The 20514-nt window shown below is 42.8% G+C and carries 16 protein-coding genes and 1 riboswitch; of the genes, 4 read left to right on the top strand and 12 right to left on the bottom strand.

The genetic code is table 11. The features are described from left to right. Positions 1 to 100 precede the first annotated feature (100 nt). Positions 101 to 652: a DUF3455 domain-containing protein gene (locus ACED48_RS03040; RefSeq protein WP_017055222.1), complete on the bottom strand. Its 552-nt coding sequence runs from the start codon at positions 650 to 652 to the stop codon at positions 101 to 103. A gap of 308 nt (positions 653 to 960) precedes the next feature. Further along, positions 961 to 2433, bottom strand: a complete 1473-nt coding sequence (locus ACED48_RS03035) for a carboxypeptidase M32 (RefSeq protein ID WP_017055223.1) — start codon at positions 2431 to 2433, stop codon at positions 961 to 963. Between the two features lie 324 nt (positions 2434 to 2757). On the opposite strand from ACED48_RS03035, the gene ACED48_RS03030 reads away from it, so the two are divergent. Then, complete coding sequence (locus tag ACED48_RS03030) at positions 2758 to 3393, top strand: LysE family translocator (protein WP_029626806.1); 636 nt, start codon at positions 2758 to 2760, stop codon at positions 3391 to 3393. Positions 3394 to 3495: 102 nt separating this feature from the next. Here ACED48_RS03030 and ACED48_RS03025 read toward each other — a convergent pair whose 3' ends face one another. The 4 genes from ACED48_RS03025 to ACED48_RS03010 form a co-directional block, all read right to left on the bottom strand. Next, positions 3496 to 4971: an aerolysin family beta-barrel pore-forming toxin gene (locus ACED48_RS03025; RefSeq protein WP_017055225.1), complete on the bottom strand. Its 1476-nt coding sequence runs from the start codon at positions 4969 to 4971 to the stop codon at positions 3496 to 3498. A gap of 445 nt (positions 4972 to 5416) precedes the next feature. Further along, positions 5417 to 5878, bottom strand: coding sequence for a hypothetical protein (locus ACED48_RS03020; protein ID WP_017055226.1), 462 nt, complete (start codon positions 5876 to 5878; stop codon positions 5417 to 5419). Beyond that, positions 5875 to 6681 carry a winged helix-turn-helix domain-containing protein gene (locus ACED48_RS03015; RefSeq protein ID WP_017055227.1) on the bottom strand — a complete coding sequence of 269 codons (807 nt, stop codon included), beginning with the start codon at positions 6679 to 6681 and terminating at the stop codon, positions 5875 to 5877. Before ACED48_RS03015 ends, ACED48_RS03020 begins: the two co-directional genes overlap by 4 nt. 396 nt (positions 6682 to 7077) lie before the next feature. Next, entirely contained in the window at positions 7078 to 8448 is a 1371-nt protein-coding gene (locus tag ACED48_RS03010) for a sodium:alanine symporter family protein (RefSeq protein WP_017055228.1), read from the bottom strand. A 129-nt stretch (positions 8449 to 8577) separates the two neighbouring features. Further along, a riboswitch (glycine riboswitch) is annotated at positions 8578 to 8711 on the bottom strand. Between the two features lie 623 nt (positions 8712 to 9334). Between ACED48_RS03010 and ACED48_RS03005 the strand changes: the two genes are divergently transcribed. Then, the gene (locus ACED48_RS03005; RefSeq protein ID WP_017055229.1) at positions 9335 to 10069 is read left to right on the top strand and encodes a chromosome segregation ATPase; all 735 of its coding nucleotides are present in this window, start codon (positions 9335 to 9337) and stop codon (positions 10067 to 10069) included. Between the two features lie 323 nt (positions 10070 to 10392). Continuing rightward, positions 10393 to 10608 carry a hypothetical protein gene (locus ACED48_RS03000; RefSeq protein ID WP_017055230.1) on the top strand — a complete coding sequence of 72 codons (216 nt, stop codon included), beginning with the start codon at positions 10393 to 10395 and terminating at the stop codon, positions 10606 to 10608. 144 nt (positions 10609 to 10752) lie between these two features. Here the strand turns inward: ACED48_RS03000 and ACED48_RS02995 are convergent, their stop codons facing one another. The 6 genes from ACED48_RS02995 to ACED48_RS02970 all read right to left on the bottom strand — a co-directional run bounded on the left by ACED48_RS02995 (position 10753) and on the right by ACED48_RS02970 (position 18206). Next, positions 10753 to 12294 (bottom strand): sodium:alanine symporter family protein, encoded by a 1542-nt coding sequence (locus ACED48_RS02995; protein WP_017055231.1) that lies wholly within the window; start codon positions 12292 to 12294, stop codon positions 10753 to 10755. 560 nt (positions 12295 to 12854) lie between these two features. After that, a complete protein-coding gene (locus ACED48_RS02990) occupies positions 12855 to 14027 on the bottom strand; it encodes an ABC transporter permease (RefSeq protein ID WP_017055232.1) in 1173 nt (390 codons plus the stop codon). Next, on the bottom strand, positions 14024 to 15313 hold the full coding sequence (locus tag ACED48_RS02985; protein WP_017055233.1) for an ABC transporter permease: 1290 nt from the start codon (positions 15311 to 15313) through the stop codon (positions 14024 to 14026). Before ACED48_RS02985 ends, ACED48_RS02990 begins: the two co-directional genes overlap by 4 nt. 7 nt (positions 15314 to 15320) lie before the next feature. Next, positions 15321 to 16295: an HlyD family secretion protein gene (locus ACED48_RS02980; RefSeq protein ID WP_017055234.1), complete on the bottom strand. Its 975-nt coding sequence runs from the start codon at positions 16293 to 16295 to the stop codon at positions 15321 to 15323. Positions 16296 to 16298: 3 nt separating this feature from the next. Then, the gene (locus ACED48_RS02975) at positions 16299 to 17741 is read right to left on the bottom strand and encodes a TolC family protein (protein ID WP_017055235.1); all 1443 of its coding nucleotides are present in this window, start codon (positions 17739 to 17741) and stop codon (positions 16299 to 16301) included. A 237-nt stretch (positions 17742 to 17978) separates the two neighbouring features. Continuing rightward, on the bottom strand, positions 17979 to 18206 hold the full coding sequence (locus tag ACED48_RS02970; protein ID WP_017055236.1) for a hypothetical protein: 228 nt from the start codon (positions 18204 to 18206) through the stop codon (positions 17979 to 17981). A gap of 673 nt (positions 18207 to 18879) precedes the next feature. On the opposite strand from ACED48_RS02970, the gene ACED48_RS02965 reads away from it, so the two are divergent. Beyond that, complete coding sequence (locus ACED48_RS02965; RefSeq protein WP_017055237.1) at positions 18880 to 20484, top strand: sensor histidine kinase; 1605 nt, start codon at positions 18880 to 18882, stop codon at positions 20482 to 20484. The last annotated feature ends 30 nt before the right edge of the window (positions 20485 to 20514 follow it).

The following is a 20514-nucleotide window of genomic DNA, read 5'->3' as shown; positions in this document are numbered from 1 at the left end:
CACGATATACCTGTTTATAAAACGTCCAGTATACGAAACTGGACGTTTTAAGTCATTATTTAGTCAGTGTTTATTCTCGTGTACGGTGGCGGTAATGCGATCACTTTTGTTTCCAGAATAGATACTCACCAGAGTAGTTAACCACGACTTTATGACCAAGTTTATCCATAGTACAACCTGTCATTGGAGCAGCACCGCCCTTTAAATTAATACGCTGTATATAAGTGACATCTTTTAATGTACCAGAACGCATAGACTCATTTGCTTTGACTAACTGCATCGGAATACTGCCTTTATCTGAAGGGGAAACGGCCAGTTGTTTACCGGTAATAGATGAACCATCAAGAGATTCCCATGTTGCAGGAGGACCAAAATAAGAGACTAAATGGTTGCCTTTATTATCACTTAAAATGGCTCGAGGACCAGCAAATGCCCATTTTGCACTCTTGTCATTTGAACTGTCTACTTTGCACTCCCATGTGATATTACCTTCCGCAACAGTAAACATGGCGACTTTGTTACCCTCCGGCACACGCACTTCACTTGGTAGGTTGTCTTGAGAAAAGGTACCAGCATAGGATTGAGCAGCCATAGCCATTAGAGCTGATGTTGCGGTGATTTTTAATGCTTTCAATATGTATTGTTTTTTCACTGTCGTATCCCTTTTTATCAGTCGATTTTGAATTTGAAAAACAGCTTTTTCCTGCTGTTACTAGGTACTACAATCGAACAAGGTATTTGGATGCAGAAAAGTAAAATAAATTGAAATTATTTTTATGGAAGGTATTTAAAAAAGGAAAGTTTTCACGTAAGTAACTATATTATAATGATTTTATCCCACAACCTAAGTTTAATAAACATTACAGATAATCTGCGGCTATTACCATAGGGACAAAGCTCTATATCAGTGAAGACTAAGCCTTCCTTCAAATAACAATAGGAAGGCTTAGTATCAAGTGATTATAGATAGCGCTCTTCTAGGTGCTTTTTAAAGTATGCAGCGTTAAGTGTTTCACCTGTCGCACCTCTCACTAAATCATCAGTGGCCAGCAGGCTGCCTTTGCTCCAAATATTCGATTCTAACCAAGTGAAGATAGGCGATAGGTCACCACTTTCAATTACTGAGTTCACATCAACCGTTTTCTTCATTGAAGCCATAAACTGAGCCGCGTACATCGCACCTAGTGTGTAAGATGGGAAGTAACCGAATGCGCCATCTGTCCAGTGAATATCCTGCATACAGCCATTAGTGAAATTGCCTTGGGTGCTTAAGCCAAGGTATGACTGCATCTTGGTACTCCAAAGTTCTGGCACGTCGGTGTGTTTGATCTTACCGTTGATTAAGTCACGCTCAATCTCGTAACGTAAAATCACGTGCGCTGGGTAGGTCAGCTCATCGGCATCAACACGGATGAAGTCTTTCTTCACGCGCGTGTAGATCTTCTGGAAGTTCTCTTTCTCAAACTCTGAACCAGAGAATTGTTGACCCGTGAGGTTCGCTAAGTGTCCAATGAACGGATCGCTGCGGCCAACTTGCATCTCGAAGAACAAAGACTGAGATTCATGGATACCCATAGATCGAGCTTCACCGGCAGGTTGGCCTGCTAGGTGTTTAGGTAAACCTTGCTCATAACGTGCATGCCCCGTTTCGTGGACGATACCCATCAAGCTCTGAACGAATTCAGCTTCATCGTAGCGAGTCGTAATACGCACGTCTGAAGGGACGCCGCCACAGAATGGGTGAACACTTTCATCTAATCGGCCGTGTTCGAAGTCGAACTGAAGCAGTTTCATGACTTCTAAACCAAGTGCTTTTTGTTTCTCGGTCGAATAGATGCCAGATGGCGCATTAAATTGCTCGCTCGATTGCTTTTCGATCACTTCATCAATCAAGCCTGGAAGCCAAGTTTTAACGTCTGCAAATAGGGTATCCAGCGAAGCAGAACTGGTGCCCGGTTCATAGATATCAAGCATCGCATCATAAGGTGTTAGGTTAGCAGCATCAGCGCGAATTTGCGCCTCTTCACGTGACAGCTCAACCACTTCACGCCAGTTCTTTTCAAAACCAACCCAGTCGTTTTCTCCACGTTGGCTACGCCATGCATGTTCACATTTTGAACCTGCTAGAGATTTCGCTTCAACCAGTTTTTCTGGAAGTAGGTTCGCTTGTTGCCATTGGCGTTTGATTTCACTAAGTGACGATTGTTGCTCGTTGTTCAGCGCTTCGTTTTCAGCGTCTGCAATCCAATCACCAAGTTGCGGTTGCGTCATTAATCCGTGAATATGAACAGATAGCTCGGCCATCGCTTCACTACGAGCTTGGTTACCGCCAGCCGGCATCATGGAAGCTTGGTCCCAACCACAAATAGCGGCTAGGTGTTGAAAGCGTGAACATTTTTTAGAGTGTTCGACTAGTTTTTTGAATGCGCTCATTTGACTACTCTTAATTTAGTTTCTTTTAATGATCCTACTGGCAACGCCGGAGGTTAGGCTCATCTCAGTGTTTGTTACCTTATTGTGGTTTTTACTTTGCCTGCTTCTAGAAGCTGCGAACTATAGTAGAAAATATATAGCTAGTAGAAAATATAGCTTAAACGACCAAGGCAAGTGATGTCGAAAATTTACTATTTTTTAACAAGTTAAACTGTATCAGTGTGCACAAAATCAGTGAGTTGTATCGCTGATCGAAATTGTTGCTTGCGAATTGTTCAGATACACGGTATTGATGATAAATTGCTGAACAAGAATGACAATGATATGGATATTTTGAACTTTGAGGCATTTCTTATTGCCATCACTATTTTAACATTAACGCCGGGTTTAGATACGGCATTAGTGATTCGCAATACGAGCCGCTCGGGCTTAGCTGACGGTTGTATGACCAGCTTTGGTATTTGTAGCGGTCTTTATGTACACGCCTTTTTCTCTGCTGTGGGGATCTCCGCGATTCTTGCCCAATCAGCTGAACTCTTTCAAGCCGTTAAAATGGTGGGCGCGGTTTACCTGATTTGGCTTGGCTTAAGCAGTTTACGAGCTTTGATGAAAAATGGTGGCGAAGTGAAGGTGGGTGAACAAGTTAAGCAAGCCTACAGTGCTAAGCGTTCTTTGCGTGAAGGCTTCTTGTCTAATGTTCTTAACCCGAAAACGGCGGTTTTCTATTTGGCTTTTCTGCCTCAATTCGTAAACCCTGAAGGTTCACCGTTATTACAATCCATGCTGATGGCTTCGGTCCACTTTATGATTGCGATGGTTTGGCAATGTGGCTTAGCTGGTGCTCTTAACTCCGCTAAAAACTTGCTTAAGAATGCGAGCTTTATGAAGTGGATGGAAGGTGTGACAGGCATGGTGCTGGTGGGGCTGGGCGTAAAGCTTCTAATGGAAGAGCCTGTGTAGTTCACCGTTTTCTGATAGAACATATGAAAGCCCACGATATATCGTGGGCTTTTGCGTTTTAAGGCTTGTAGAACTTTGTAGCGCTCTGATTAAACAACGTAGTTATTCAACGACGCTAACGTTCATCTCTGCACCTTCAAAACCTAGGTCGCTCAACTCATCAGCATTGAAGTTGGTGGTGACTTCGATATCTCCAATGCGCTCAGTGGTTTCGTTGACGGAATCAACACTTCTTTTGCTACGTAAATTGTTGGTAATCGGTGTTGCTTGGCCAATCTCAATGGTACCGGCAAATTGAGAGTCAGCGTAAAAGTCACCCGACACATAAGAGTGGAATGGGCGTAAGCTTCCGCCTGTTGCGTACTGCATGTTTGATAAGCCAGCTTCTTTGATTGCCCAGCCCCAATCCCACCATTTTGTCTCACCTGGAATGTATCGGTGATCCCACTGGTAACGAATGTCTGCGGATTTATCGCTGCCTCGACCCATAGTAAAGGTGTGAGCTTTGTAAGGGCGGTTGTCTGGATGGGAGTGCCATGCGTTGCCACCCCAACGAAGGAAGCCATTAAACTCAACATCGTAACTAATGTCGGCGTTGAATCGATATGGGTAGGAGATGCTTGAACGATACAATTCAACTCGAATCGGAAGCTCTGAGTTTGCTGGAACCATAGGGCGCGCTTGAAGTGTCACTTGTTCACTAGTAGAACCACCATTGGATTTAGAGAAGCTTTGGTTGGCTTCAAACTTAATAGTGAGTTTAGTTTCGCCAACAAGAGGCCACTTAAACGTATTTTCTGTTTGAACGCTTTGCGAGAATCCATAGCTGTTCGTTTTCGACCAGTTTGTTGATTCGTCTACTTTCAGATCGACAACCACTTGTTGGGCGATATTACTGTTGTTTCTTGCGGTAGCGTAAACGGTCTTCACTAATTCACGGTCTGATTCGACAACATCACCATGCCAAAAGTTGTCATCGTTAACGGTGTAGGCAAAGTTGTCGACGGTGATTTTGGTTTTTTCACCACAACGATAACCGCTACAAGATCCATTGTTATTTCCTTGTATCACCCAACTGTCGCCAGAGCGCTTTATCGTCATGTCTTCGCCAACATACTGACTGTTATTACCGCCAACCCATGCGTAACCTAGGTTGTGGGCTAAATAGCTTAATGGGCGAACAAAGTCGTTACGGTTGTTCACTAATTCATACTGAACATCGATTTCGCTGCCTTCCTGAACCGATTTGGCGGAATAGTTAGGGATTTCAGATTGGTCGTTGTTTGGGTAACAGAACGTTGACCCACTGCTTGATTGCTTAATTTCGCCATGATAACCAGGCCCCATGATTACCCAGTTTCCTTTTAAGCCTGTGATCTGCCAAGTGCCCATACGAGCGACCAAAGCACTCTTCTGCTCTTCGGCTTCATAACGGTCTATAGGACGATAACCAGAGCGACATACATCTTCACCAAGTTGGTCAAACACGATTTGGTCTGGGTAAATCTTTGCGTTTACACCGGTTGATAGAACAGACAACACTGCGGTTGCTAAGAGACTTCTGTTTATTCGGATCATGAACAATTCCCTCATTTGTAATTTTTCTATTTTGATAATGTTTTTTGTGCCGTGCAGTTAACAAGACAAGTTCACTTTTTCATGTTGATAAATAGATAGATACTGAAAAGGGTTGAATTAATTTTCCACTTTAATTCAATGACTTGTAATGTTGGTTTTGTTTTATTAATGAAACGCTATGCAACGTAAAGAAAATTATTTGATGGAGTTCAAGCTGTTTTTATGAAATGAGGAAATACTTTTGATACTCGGACGTCAATATTTCTTGATGTTAGTGAGAAACTGACATTGAGGATGCTATTTGAAGTGTTTAGGTCGACGAAAAGAATATATTAGTTATAGGATGAATAAATAAGATAACCAACCGTTTGTATGGGTAATATAGATGGTTATCCAATTTATTAAATATGAGAAAATGGTAGTTAATTTACTCCATCAATTTAGACTATCGTTTAGCTAGTAGTTGTGTTCGGCCTGTATTACATGTGCGGATTATGGCAAATAAATCGTTCGAACTTAAGATATCAACCTTGAGTGTTAATGGGTCATTGTTGATGAGTAGGTAGGGTGACAACAAGCTGTCATTCATTGTTTTACTTATTTTTTGTACGGAAACTAAGTCGATAGTGCCTGATATTGAAAAAAAAAGTGATTGAGAAGGACCTGCTTCTCCTTTAAAGCGAAGAACAATAGGGTCGGGCACGTTGTCATCTTGAACGGATATAAGGTGTAGAACCTTGTTATCACTTATTTTGGTGAGTCCATCGGTACGTAGTACATTTCCATCGAGTATGAGATCCACCACGCTATGTTGATAATGGCGCTCCTCTTGTGGTGGAGAGGAAGGGATACTCCATATACCAATGAATAACGTTAACGAGGAAAACAGAGCTATAAATGGCATCATAATTGGCCTCTTTCTAGGAATAACGCTATCTCTGCACTCGCTTGATCCAATTGCGTTGCGGTGTAAAAGATATTGACGGATTGACGCGTTGCTTTGTTGAGTATGGAGAGCTCAGAATAGTCAGGTTCATCGCTTATGTATGCTACACAATCACATTGATGTTTATAGAGAATAGCCTCCAGTTCTGGACTTAGGACCATCTCTGGATCCTGGAGAACTTGTATCTGACCAACCCATTGTTCACTGAGTCGGTTAACGGGGGTGAGATCACTGAGGGTCTCATCATTGATCTTAGCAAAAGCCAATAGCGCCGACGCCATCAGTAAACAAGCGGTTGTGAAGTAACACAGTCTGTTTTTGTATAAGCTGACTTGTTGCGCAGCAGGTAAACTCGATTTGGATTCAGGTTTATGATCGTCTGGAATGGAGGCAGCAATGCTACTATGGTCGAGTGGAATTTGGTCGCTCACTGGATTGAAAAGAATAGTGTCTTCGCTTTGTGGCTGCGAGTCGATAAAGACACACTCATCAATAAGGCGGTAACCGACCTTCGGCACCGTGACGATGGGTGTTTCTCTGATGCCAAGCTTAACGAACCCTTGGCGAAGTAAGCTGATACACTTTGCAAGTGATGTATCCCCTATGAACTCGCTTCCCCATGCGAAGCTAATAATATCCTGTTTACTTACAATCTCGGGCGAATTTTTAAGTAATAACTCTAAAACACAAGTCTCACGATATCCTATTTTAATAGAACGTTCGTCGTTATAAATACGGTTTTTAATAGGGTCGAATCTGATCATATAGCCAACGTTTTATTTTTATTATAATTCTCTCAACAGTGTAGATGACTATAAACGGACTAATATATGAATTAAAGTCACATATTTTATTGGGGTGTGTTTTTGAGCGGTTAAAACAAAAGTGCAGTTTATTCGTTTTTGACAAAAATACTGACACTTAGTCACAATTTTTTAAAAGTAAGCAATGTCTAATTAAGAGTTTATTTTATTAGTGAGTTTTATATTAGTGGATTTTTATTAATCTTTGTCTAATATTTAATTGGAACCGTACCCGAATAAATATTGTATTTATTTATGGATATTCGGTAGTCATAACTTAGTCAGTTTAACTTTCGAGTGAATATAAAAAAGCCCGCACTTGAAGTGAGTGCGGGCTTTGTGTTCAATCAATTTAGGTTATACTCTAACTGCTTCGCTATCATTTGAAGAAGTTAGAGGCTTGAAGAAGAGCTTCGTTTCTTCGACAACAACATGGCGTAGTAAAATAAGTCCGATTAGGTTCGGAATTGCCATTAGGCCATTCACGATATCTGCCATTATCCAGATCATGTCGAGCTTTAAGAATGCCCCAGAAGCCACCAACGCGATGAAGATTATCTTGTAAGGTAGAACGGCTTTAGTACCCAACAAAAATACAACGCAGCGCTCACCGTAGTAGTTCCAACCTAAAATTGTTGTAAACGCAAAGAAGATTAAGCCAACAGAAACCAGCATTGGGCCAAGGGTGTCTGCGTTCAAACCTACAGCGAATGCATGAGTGGTCATTGCAGCACCAGAGAGATCAGTCTGCCAAGCGCCAGTTAAGATCAGTGCTAAACCTGTCATTGTACAGATGATGATGGTGTCAAAGAAGGTACCCGTCATAGAGACAAGTCCTTGCTTCACGCATGAATTTGTTTTTGCCGCAGCCGCAGCCATTGGCGCACTACCCAAGCCAGATTCATTAGAGAACACACCACGAGCAATACCTGATTGGATGGCAAGCATGATGCTCGCACCAAAGAAACCTCCTGTTGCTGCTGTGTTAGTAAACGCAGAGGTAACAACAAGGGTAATGGCATTCAGTAGTTGATCTGCATTTGAAATCAGAACGCTTAAACACGCGACGACGTACATAACCGCCATAGTAGGGACAACTTTCCCTGCCACTTTAGCGATAGATTGGATACCACCAAGGGTTACAACTGCCACCAATATCGTAAGAACAACCGCAGACATCTCACGCGAAGCGCCAAATGAGATGTGAGTTGCGTCTAAGATTGCGTTGACTTGTGGGAAGGTACCAATACCGAAGCAGGCAACACCCAAAGCGAACACAGCGAACATCACCGCTAAGACTCTTGAGCCGACACCGTATTGAAGGTAGTACATTGGGCCGCCAACCATTTCACCATTACTATCGGTTCTGCGGTATTTAACGGCAAGTAGACATTCTGCATATTTAGTCGCCATACCAAATACAGCAGCAAGCCACATCCAGAATAGGGCACCAGGGCCACCAATCTTAATTGCGGTCGCTACACCAACGATGTTACCTGTACCAATGGTCGCTGAAAGCGCAGTACACAAAGCGGCGAAACTTGATACATCACCCGTACCCGATTTGTCTTTGCTGAACACCATTTTTAGTGCCGTTGGGAGGTGTCTAAACTGGAGCAAGCCTAAGCGAAAAGTAAAGTAGATACCTGTCCCCACTAGCAGAATAAGCAGTGGTGGTCCCCAAACGAATTGGTTGATGGTTTGTAGTGTAGCTTGTAGGTGGTTCATAGATTCCCCTTAATAAATTAAAAATTTAAGGAGAAGAGGGAAGGCAGCGCAGATCACAGGGATCGATAGCACCACTTAATACATACGGATTTCTAGATAGAATTCTATTGTTAATTAAGGTTTGTTGCTTTCCACTCCTCTGTCCTTTTGCCTGAGAGTTTCACTTAGCGAATCACTTATAGATAAGTTACGGGCACTAAGCTTGCTCCTTCGGCGGCCGCTTTCTACAACAAAGTAGTACGGCTCTCTCCAGAGGTTCCTCCAACGACAGTCCTCACTTTTCTGGGGTTAACCAGCATAAAGCACCTGAAAGATTTACTTCTTCGGCGGGTCAATCTAACTAAATGTTAAAGTTTAGTTAAAAACCACTCTCCTGCAGTCTTCATTGGAACAATTACCTAAATAATCAGGTAATCTGTAGGCGTATCCTAGATCATATAAAATGTGATGTCAGCTACAAAATATCTGTTTGCACAAATGTTGTTCAACTAAATGATCAAACAACGTGACTCTGACGTAACTTGCTTATTTAAATGGTATAAAATAGAGAAACAAGGAGGAGTTATGACTCGACTAATAGCGATTGTTTTTTTATTAGCTTTGGCATGTGTACTGTTTCGTTATCGGACTAACGAAAAGGTGCAAAAAGGGGTAGTGATAGTTATCGTTAGCTGCTTCCTTTTGTATACAGCCAGCTTGATGATTTCGGAGTTAACTCGTTAGGCGCGGTGGTTTCTACTGCGTTTTTAAATGAGCGGTGTTCAAACGACAGCGAGCGAGTGGACATGAACTTAGGTGATGTATTCAAGGCTTAGGTGATAGGTTTAACTGAATCTTGAACATCAGTGACCGCGTAATGTTAAACATATTTTGGGAGTACCCGCTAGTGAACCAGCAATCTGGACAAAGCGAACAAGATGAAGTGGTTGTTATTGAAGAACGTGATAAGCGCAGTCAGCTTTATATCGGCATTGCTGCGGTTATAGGTTTAGCGCTAGGTGGCTTAATCGGTTCTACAGTGACGGCTTCGAAGTGGGAGTCCACTTATCAGGTACTTGAAACCCGATATCAAGAATTGCGCGACAGTAAAACGGAATTGATGACGTCAGTGGAAGCGAAGGTGGCAAAAGTCGATACCGAGGTCGATGCAAAAGTAGAAGCCGCGCTAGTCAAACAGGCTGAAGAGCATCAAAAAGAGGTCCAAGACTTAGCGAAACAATCTGCAGTTTTAGAGAAAGCGAACTACTCGCTAGAACAACAGTTAAACGAACAAAAGCAAACGCTAGACAAAACTAAACAGGATAACCTGAAGCTAAACCGTCAGGCGGATATGCAGTCGACTTTGTTTGAACGCTCTCGTGAATTGTTCCGTAAAGAATTACAAATTTCTCAAGAACTTGAAAAGCTTGAGAAAGAAAGAGATGAACTTGAACAGAAACTTGGCTCTTTAAAAAAGGCGTGTGACGTGTTTTTAGATGGCACATCATGGGATTCAAAATCAAATGCTTGTGAGAAACAAGATAACGCTAACTCTCGATTGAGTGATATCAGACAAATGATTCAAGTTCACACTATGGACCTCAAACAAATCAAAACATTAACTGAAGAGATGGGTTTATAAGCCGTAGGCTTTACCAACCTAACGTTAGTTTTGTAGTAAATATTGAAACGCCCACATCACACACGTGATGTGGGCGTTTTGCGTTTTCTCGGGAGCATAGCTCCAGTGCTTTGTCATTATTGATTATTTGCGTGTTTTCATTGTTTGCTTAGATATTTGTGAATAGATACGTATATCCACAATGATATGTTACTTATTGTCTATTAAATGACTTTGCATACATATTTTCAGCTCAGAGTCGCTGCATAATAGTGTTGTTCAGGATGAACACGAAGTCGATTGCTCGCTCGTATTTGGCTGCTTTGACGACAAGGGATGGGGTGATGCCAGAGTATCTTTGTGAGAACTGCACCATAGCTTATTGTTTCGATGATTGTTGTTCGCCATTAGCGCAAAAAGAGATGATCGAAGTAGAAGAGTTGATTCGTCGTGTCGACGTTGAACACGATAGTGAAAAGGGCGAAAAGAGTGAGCAGGGCATTGAGGATAGTTACTCGCCTAATCATTCAGACATAAAAAATCCCCACAAGCCAAGCTAGTAGGGATTTTGGATAAGTTGCAGTCCTGTTTACGCTTTCTCAAGCAAAGGGTCTTACAAAAATTTTTAGAACAGTTTCGTTTTTAGAGCTGTATCGTTTCTTAGAGTCCAGTTAGCTACTAGAGCAACCTCATTCCACTAAACATTATTTCTCATACGTTTTGATTTCGCCTGATTTCACACGAGCAACAAACGATTGCAGTTCTTTCTTCACAACTGGCATCAAGAAGTACAGACCAAGAATGTTGAAGATAGACATCGCAAAGATAGCCGCATCAGAGAAGTCGATTACCGCACCAAATTGAATCGTGGCACCAATAACAACAAACACACAGAACATCACTTTGAAAATCAGCTCCGTTGTTTTGCCTTCACCAAATAGGTAAGTCCAAGCTTTAAGACCGTAGTACGACCAAGAGATCATGGTAGAAAATGCAAACATGATTACCGCGAGAGCGAGTGTATATTTGAATACTTCTGCCGTTTCAGTAAACGATGCTGCAGTCAGCGTTACACCCGTTAAACCAGAACCATCGAACGGACCTACGTTTAAGCCAGCGATAGTGATAACCAATGCAGTCATTGTACAAATGATTACTGTATCAACGAACGGTTCTAATAGGGATACTAGACCTTCGGTGATTGGCTCTTTTGTTTTTACCGCTGAGTGAGCGATAGCTGCTGAACCTACACCTGCTTCGTTCGAGAACGTTGCACGTTTCAAGCCTTGAATTAACGCACCAATGAATCCACCAACAACACCTTCACCAGTAAATGCACCTATAAAGATTGCGCTGAACGCAGGGCCAACTTGATCAAGGTTAGAACCGATAACAATCAGAGCCATACCGATATACAGAGCAGCCATCCAAGGAACAACTTTTTCCGTAACCGATGCGATAGAAGGCATACCACCAACAATCACAGAGAAAACTAAAGAGGCAAGTACAAGGCCAGTGATCACACCGTATTCACTTGGTACATCAAATGCGTAAGTTAACATGGCGTGTGCTTGGTTAGCTTGGAACATGTTACCGCCGCCCAATGAGCCCAAAATACACATTAATGCGAAACCAATAGCGAGCGCTTTACCTAGTCCGCCTAAACCTCTTTCACCAAGACCTTGGCTTAGGTAGTACATTGGACCACCCGAAACAACGCCTGAAGGTAGGATAGTTCGGTATTTCACACCTAAGGTACACTCACAGAACTTAGAAGCCATACCCAGAAGGCCACACAAGATCATCCAGAATGTCGCGCCAGGACCACCAATCGCGAGTGCAGCACCCACACCGGCAATATTACCAAGCCCAACAGTACCAGAAAGCGCAGTTGTTAACGCTTGAAAGTGAGAAACTTCCCCTTCGTGTTTAGAGTTAGGATCGGTGTACTTGCCTTTGATAATATCTATTGCCATCCCTACACGTTTAAATTGAACAAAGCCAAAGTAAACAGTAAAGATGATCGCAGCGAGCAGTAGCCAGCCTACAATAATTGGGAAGCTTGCTTCACCTACCGGTACGCTTTTAAATATTAGCCCAACGAACCAACCTGTGTATTCGTTGAAAAATCCATCAACATTTTGACTTAAGTTGCTGATAGCTTGGTTAAATGATCCTTCTTCTGCAAATGCACTGGAACTAAACAATAATATAAACCCAAAAAATAATTCACGTATGTTTTTCATGGTTTTCCCTGTCTTTTTAATAAATTATGTTTGTTGCTGTTGTGTTTGTTTTCTATTTGATTTGTATATCTCAGTGGTTTATCTACTTCATTTGACGGCAACATAAACGGCTGTAGCTAGGTCGAAAAACGAAATAAATATAAGTACTGATCTTGCTTTATATGGATATCCTTTCGGTATGTGCACCAATAAGACTATGGTATTCGGCCTACCAAGCCCTACTGATAATCCTATACATAAAAATAATGCCAACAAAGAAATTTTTACAATAAATTTACAACTGTTTGGGTTTTGTCATCATTTTGGAATAAGTCGGTGCTTTTTAGGCTGAGAAAAGTATATACAGTAGTTGTTTTAGGGGTGGGTGAAGGAGAATTCAGAGTGATGGGTTTTAGGGACATAGAGGGAACGTAGGGGAGTTCGAGTACTCGATATGTTTTCGAGGTGTTTAAACATTCGAAGGCTGAAGGTGTATTCGGATCTGAGGATATTAAAAAAGCCCTTTATCAGAGCTTTTTTGATGAGCGGAAAGCATGAGTACTTTCCGCTAGAACATAAAACTAAACGGCTCGATGACTATTGCTGTTGCCAACCGTGCTTTTGCTGGATTTGTGGTAGAGTTTAAGTGCCAGCAACCAACCCCATAGAACAACTTGTCCCCATAACAGCGTCCATTGAGGTGCTACTTCTTGCCATGAAGCGCCCATCTGATTAAGAGCCAAGAAACCTTGAATCGCCGGTGTACTTGGGAATAGCAGTGATAACAGTACTAACCACTGAGGCATCATTTCAACAGGCCAGATAAATCCAGAGGAGAAGATAAGTGGCATCGAACTGATCAACACCACGACAGTGACTAACTCTCTTCTTGGCACTAGCTCACCAATAAAAATTCCGATCAAACAGCTTGCCAGTAAGAAAGGCAGCAGCAGAGTTAGAATTTGAGTCATAGAGGCGAGCAAGTTAATCCCATACATCGAGAAACTGGCTCCGAAGTAGTACATGGACAACAAGTAATAAACGCCGACTAAGGTACAACAACGAGCAAGGATCAGCTTAGCTGGTGGCATTTTACTCCAATAACCAAATGTCGATTGAGCGTTTTGTGTTGCGCCAACTAAACCAGAAGCCATAGCTAAGGTTTGTTGTAGGATCAACACAAAGACCGCAGGAACAACATAATCGATGTATCCCATGCGACTATTGAAGGTTGGCTTTAGGTTTAAGCTAAATGCACTGTAACTTTTGGCTGCCGATTCTAAAGGCACACCTTCGACTAACAAATGACTGACCTTAACTTGTGCAGCTAACGTGCCTCCGGCTTTGGCTAACCCCTCAACAATGGTTCCGTATACCAAGAAGTAAGATGCATCGCCTGCATAAGAGAGCGTAGGGCTATTTCCAAGAAGTAGATCTTTATAGAAATCTTCTGGGATGACGATGAACCCGCCAATCTCTTGGTTCAGCACGGCTTGTTTCGCATCTTCGATGGTGGAATCTCGACGAACCAAATCGATTTGAGAGGTTGCATCGACCATTCTTTCTAACTGGTAGCTGCTTTTGCTCTTATCCAAGTTCACCACCGACGCTTTCAATTGTTGAGGTACTTGATTAGCGTAAGGCAACGGATACAAAAAGGAATAGAAGACCACACCACCGAACACGGTGAGCAATACAACAGGGTTGCGAAGTACCGCTAAGAGTTCTTGCTTGAGCAGTTGAGTAAAGCTCATCGTTTTACTCCTTGTTGTGCTGATGCTTCTGGTTTCTCTTGCAGTGTTGCTTGTGTTGACGGCGTCGCTTTTGCAGATAGAGCTGCTTGGGCTGTTAGATCCGTTTGTGCAGACAGAGCCGATTGAGCCAAGTGTTTCTTAATTAACAACATCACCACGAAAGCAGGAACCGCGTACCACAACATGGAAGAGAGGCTGATCAGCGACTGTGCCGCGCTCACGCCATAGCTAGACTGTCCTGTTTGTACTTCGATGTAATGACTCACAGGCAATAAGCTTCTCCAAATTTGAGCTACCGTGTTCATGTCTGTCACCGGAAAGGTAATACCCATGAACGCAAAACTTGGTGCCGTAAATGCGCCAGCGAAACTCATCGCCCTTGCAGGATCAAGTGTTAAGAAGAAAAACAAACAACCCATGATGATACAACTAATCACAGTAAGCAGTTGGGCGATGGTCAATGCCACAAAGCTGCCGTTAAATGGCCAGTCTAAGAGCACATAGAACCAAAAGCTAAACGCGATACCAAACATCAAAAACAAGACAAGGTAGGGCGTTAATGTTGATGCAAGTGACTTCACAGGGGCGCTGGATAACCAAGCGTGAAGCCCACGAGCTCTAACGTTCGCCGTCAAAACCAATATCGTGCCCACCACAATCATGATCTGCCATAGTGCAGGAATAACCGCAGACACCAAGAACTGAGCATAACTGCTGTTCTTGTTGAACAGTGGCGTGATCTGGCTTTGCACTGTTACTGCTTGGCCTAATGCTGATTGCACTGTGGTATCACCATGCGAAAGTTGTTTCACCACTTCGAGTTGCGCGTTAAATGTGCCTTGAACCTGCAGCAGAGCCGAGTTAACTAGTTTGCCGATCAAAATAAATTGGCTGTTATAGAATACAGACACTTGCGGATTCAAACCGAGCAGAAGGTCTCGGTCGAAGTGCCTTGGTATCACAACATAACCATAGATATCGCTTTCGATCATCGCTTTCGCCGCATCACTCGCAGAGCTGTATTTCTGAGTGACTTGCAGCGTTGGTGACGCATCAACAAGACGTGTGAACTGTTGCGAGATTTGACTATGTTCAAGATCAACCACCGCAACGGGTAAGTCACGAGCGATGCCTTGTGAGAAAATTAGCCAAATGCTGGCAGCAAGCAGCAAAGGTATCCACGTTAGGCACGACAACAACCACTTGTCTTTGCTGACTATCGCCCACTGCCTAAGTAATATACTCGTCACTTTATGGTGATCTGATGAGTGAGAGTTAGCAGACATACGTCACCTAAAGCTCAACCACAAGGCTCATGCCCATGCGCAGTGTTTCGTCGGTGTCGACAGGGCGTGCTTCTACTTCGAATGTACGTAAGTCAAAGCCTTGAGCTGCATCGGTTGAGCGCCAAGTCGCGAAATCACCCATGACGGCAATATGAGTCACTTTAAAGGTTAGTGATTTATCTAGAGCAGGAAGGTAGGCTTCAAATTGTGTGCCTTTCTCAAAGTGCTTCAACATGTCTTCACGAACATTGAACACAGCCCAGGCGTCTTGAGTATCGATAACGGTGACAACGGGGAAACCTTGTGGCGCTAATTCACCACTGCTCAATAGTACCTGGGCCACTTCACCACTAAACCAGCTGTGGATCTGTGTGTCTTTCGCGTAAGCCTCAACTTCCGCTACCGCACCTGCCGCCATTAACGCTTTTTGAGCGGCTGCCACTTTGGTTTCGTCGCGAGCACCTTCTTGCGCCAATTGGTACATTTGGAAAGCGGCACTTTCGGTGTACTTCGCCGCTTGCCACTGTGTTTTGGCTTCATCACGCTTCTGCTCGGCAACCACACCATCGTTGTAAAGATTATTCACTCGTTGGTAGGTTTTGTTCATTAGGTTTGCGGCAGCTTTGGCTTTCAACCATTGGTCTTTCGCAGCTTGGATTTGTTGGCTACGCGCACCATTCTCGGCTTCTTTAGCCAATGCACCTGCCGCTTTCTGTCCCGCTTTTGCTTGTTCTAATTTTGCATCAATTTCTGGGCTAAGAAGAGAGAAGATCAATTCTCCTTTTTCCACTGAATCGCCCTTGCGTACAAAGACTTGGTCTATTCGGCCGGGCACTTTAGAAGAGATACTGTATTGCTGTGCATCGATTTGTCCTTGAAGCTTAACGGGTTGAGGCTGATACGCTTGGTAAAAACTGTATCCGACCCAGCCAATAATTCCGATACCAACTAAAGATAGAAGAAGGGGCTTAATAGGTTTCATGAATTATCCTTTTGACTGGCTATCGGTGTCTGTTTTTGAATCGAAATCAGACGAAAAAGAAGAAGTAGAGTAACTCGAGTAAGCGTTCATTTCGCTGGTTAGCGCCAAAAGCTTGTTGAGAGAAATGAGGTATTTAAATCGCGCAGCAGATTGCTGGGTTTTAATGCTCGCAAGATAGAGTTCAGCATCAACAACCTCTAACGAATTAGAGAGCCCTTGAGTGAAGGCTTTTTTACGTAGGGATAGGTTCTCTTGAGCCAATGAAAGGCTGGAATTAAGTCCTTGAACCTCTTCAATTGCTTGGTTTGCTTCGAGGTAAGTCTTTTGAACCAACACGGTTAAGTCTTGCTTAGCTTGTGACTTCAGGAATTGGACCTGAGAAACAGCGCTGTGAGCAGCGGCTACTTTGTCTGAGCGCCCTGAGGTATCCAGTAACGGAACGTTCACCCCAATGCCAACTAACCAATCAGGCTTCATTTCGCTGGCTAGAGAGTCATCCTCATACAAGCTGTAATCACCGTAAAGGTACACATCAGGGTAGTATTTACCTTTCTCCGCTTTAATTAAGCTACTTGCTTGTTTCTCTTTCGCATCAAGGATTTTAAGGCCGGGGTAGGTCATTAGTGTTTGATCAATGAACACATCCATATGAGGTAGGTTCTTGTTGATAAACAGTTGCTCTGAAGGTTCGACGCTTTGACTTTGGCCAAGAATTTGAGTCAGTGCTAGCTGAGCAATCTTAAGATCATTCTCAGCCTTGGTGCGTTCAACGACCGCTTTATCTAAAGAAGCATCCGCTTGCAGGCGTTCTACTCGTGCAATTTGCCCTTGTTGTTCCATCTTGATAGCGAAATCTCGGTGCTGAGTTAAGCCTGCTTCTACGGCTTGACGGGTTCTTACCACATCTTCTGCTAAGATCACTGAGAAATAGTATTTACTTAAGTCCTCGTATCGCGCTTGCTTTTCCATCAACAGTTGACTTTGCGCTTCTTCGCTTTTACCTTCGGCTGCATTTTGTGCGGCGGTAATCCGTCCGCCCGTAAAAATAGGCCAAATAGCGCGAATCGAAGAGCTAAAGATGTCTTGTTCGGTGATGGTTGAGGTGATACCGCCCAGCGTATTTACGATTTGAGGGGGAATGGGAAAGCCAATTGAAGGAACTCCACTTAAACTATCCGAAAACTGTTCACCATTAATCGTCACATCACTATCAAGGTGCGTGTAGTTAGCCCCTAAGGTAATAGATGGAAGATTGAGGCTACTCGTTGAGTTCTGAAGGTGTTGATAACGTTCAACGTTGGCTTGTTGAGCCGCAAGTGAGTTATTGTTTTCTTGTAATATTTGCCACGCTTCAGAAAAAGTGAGCGAAGCTGCATAGCCTGGTGAAGCCATAGTGCTGAGAAGCATACTGGCGATCGCAAGGTATCGGAATTTTGGTTTGGTCATCTGTAATTAAATACCAATTAGAGTATTAACTCTAATGTTAGCAGGGCGATAGTTATTTGTCTTGAATAGATTGTATCTGTGAATAGATTGTCTCACACCAACAGAAGTCTCATAACTCGTCAATCAAGTGTAATAAGATAGAGTGATGAAGATGTCAAAGATAAATAACACTTAAAAAGCACGCCGAAGCGTGCACTCTAAGTTCTGTAAATAGTTGTCTTTACAGCATTAAGTGGTCTATTTAAAGCTTGGACAATGGTGATCGGCTCGCCATACCAATTGCTTTGACCCTTGCATTGTTTGTAATAAATCTTTGCCTGACATTTGCGGAAATGCTAACAATACCTTGAGATCGCGTGGGGATGCATCGTCTTTCTCATAGGCTCTTACATGAGTGAAAGTAGATTGTAAGTGTTTGAATAGCATAGTCTTAGTTAGACAAATTCCAAAATTATCGCGTTTCATTGCCTGGTTTCCTTTTCAACAATGTTTGTACGTTATGTTTTTTATCCCGTTGTCATTGGGCATCACCACTGGCTTACATGCCCTTATTATTAGTGTTTTTTCGTCGTTAACTGAGTCTAGCTGATGTTCCACTAGCACCTCTGAGTTTTCATTCCTGTCTACTGTTTAAGTAGAGGCAAACAAATAGGGTTGGAGACATCACTCATTTTTTTAACTTTCTCAACAGCAAAATTACAAGTTTCTTACTGTACGACACGTCTAGCGGGTCAATGATTGTTGCCTTTCTGTTAATCCAAATTGCGACCTAGATAGCTGTCTTAAAATGGAGACTTACAGTTTAACAACAATAAATTTCTTCATATGCAACTATTGTAATTGTATTTATTTTAAACAACCTAAAAACACCTAAAAGCTAAGTGATCTAGCTCAATGTTTACTCGTTTATTTATTTTTTGAGTCAATCAGCTCTGAAATTGAACAATAGCCTAAGTGACATAACGTAAGGGATTACTAATTAAGAGCCAACCCAATTATTTAGTTGAGTAACAGTCACAAATTCGTATAAGTACAAAGGCTATCGAATTAACTTGGTGTTAACATCAATGGCTAAGTATTAGGGACGTTCTATATGAAATGGAGTAGCATCAGCTTCAGAAAAAGGTTGCTGATTATCATGACGGTCACTGGGCTCGTTGAACTTTTGATACTGTCAGCTGCAGGTTTTTATTATATCAAGCAATCTCAAGAGCAAGAGATGGGGTTGAAAGCATTAGGTGTTGCTGAATTTCTATCCGAATCGCCACTTGTCACCAGTATTATTCAAGAAAATGGAACGTTGGATGCTAATGGTGTTCCCTACGTTCTGTCTGAAGAAACCCAAGTTAAATTTCGTAACCTTACTCAGCTGATTGGCGCGGCGTTTATCGTTGTGGGAGATGATAAAGGTATCCGCTTGATCCACCCTTATGATGACAGGCTCGGTAAACCAATGCGTGGTGGCGATAACCAAAAAGCGTTGGTATTGGGTGAGTCTTATGTGTCGACGGCTAAAGGTTCACTCGGTTTTTCTGTACGTGGTAAATCTGCAGTCAAAGATGCTCAAGGCAATGTCATTGGCGTGGTTTCTGTAGGTTATTTATTGGATTCATTGCAAGACAGGATTGAGCCTTATTTAGCCTTTTTGATCGTGATGGCTTTGTTGGTGGTTGCGGTCAACGCTTTGATTTCAAGTTATGTCTCTCGCCGTTTTCAGCGCGCTATTTTAGGCTTTGAGCCTGAAGAGATAGGCCGATTGTATGTTGAGTTAGATGTAACCATGAGTACCGTGAAAGAGGGCATTCTGAGTATCGATAAGCACGGCATTTTGCGTTCTATTAATAAAAGTGCCTGCGATATTTTGTCGATAGACAGGGATAAATCCCTTAATCAGCGCCTTGCCGATGTATTGGCTGGCAGTGATTTGGAGAAACTTTTATCAACGGGAGAAATTGACCACGATGTTGAATTATACCTGAATAACAAACGAATTATTGCTAACCGTAGCCCAATTACTGTGGCCGGTGAAGTGGTCGGTGCGGTGTCCAGTTTCCGATTACGAGATGAGATTAATGATTTAACTGATCAGCTTTCTCAAACTAAAGAGTATGCGGATTTGCTACGTTCGCAAACGCACGAACACCAAAATAAGTTAAACACTATCAGTGGCCTAATTCAGATGGGCGAGTTGGATTCAGTACAGCAACTGATTGGCCAAGAAACCGCACACTACCAAAGCTTGATCGAGTTCTTGCGTGAAACCGTTAAAGACCCGCTTATTGCAGGTATGCTCTTAGGGAAAACGGAGCGCGCGAGGGAAATTGGTTTAGAGCTCAAAGTCGAAGAAGGCTCAAGGCTTGAAGCGCTGCCTAGTTGGCTGAACGCGGATGACGTTGTCACAATTCTAGGCAACCTGATTGATAATGCCTTTGATGCCACTATGACGGCTATTAAGCAAGAGGCTCAAATTGCTCCAGCGCGTCGGGTTATTGAAGTTTCAATCAGTGATTTTGGTAATGAAATTATCATAGAAGTAGAAGACAAAGGGTGTGGTTTACCGAAAGACTTGGAGACCAAAGCACTCACCGAAAAAGGCGTCTCGAGTAAAGCGAAGCAAAATCGCGGTGTTGGTTTGTATCTGATAAAGCAACTGACAGATCGATATCAAGGTCAGCTTGAAATGGTCGACAACCACGACTTTGGCACACGAATGACGGTTTATTTGCCAAAAGATGAACAATAATAATTAAGCGCGAAGCGATCTTGTGAAGAT

This window comes from Vibrio sp. 5S239, from assembly GCF_041439575.1.
Taxonomy (GTDB): Bacteria; Pseudomonadota; Gammaproteobacteria; order Enterobacterales; family Vibrionaceae; genus Vibrio; species Vibrio kanaloae.
The sequence above is the reverse complement of the archived record's forward strand: the minus strand, read 5'-3'. Positions and strand labels throughout refer to the sequence as shown.